The organism is Tritonibacter sp. SIMBA_163, from assembly GCF_046535935.1.
GTDB classification, from domain to species: domain Bacteria; phylum Pseudomonadota; class Alphaproteobacteria; order Rhodobacterales; family Rhodobacteraceae; genus Epibacterium; species Epibacterium scottomollicae.
The window spans coordinates 1-258 of record NZ_JAWJBP010000767.1; the positions used below are offsets into that span (position 1 = coordinate 1).

General features: G+C 72.9%; 1 protein-coding gene. It reads right to left on the bottom strand.

The features are described from left to right. The coding region (locus R0J92_RS24390; protein WP_411053584.1) for a response regulator at positions 1 to 258 on the bottom strand (258 nt) is incomplete at both ends.

Here is a 258-nt window from a genome sequence, read left to right on the forward strand (position 1 = left end):
GCCGACCCCGCCGCGGGCGCCGACCACCGCGATGCAGCGTCCGCGCCGGGCCTGCACCGGCTGGCTTGCTGCGCGCGCCGTCTCGGCACGTTGCACGGCGGCGGCGAGCTGCTTGGTGTCGACTGGCTTGACCAGGTAGTCGGCTGCGCCGGCGTCCATCACCCGGCGGAACATCTCGACATCGTTCTGCGTGCCAAGCGCGATCACTTTGCTGCCGGCCGCCAGCTCGCTCAGGCCCCCGGCAATCTCCTCCGCGTC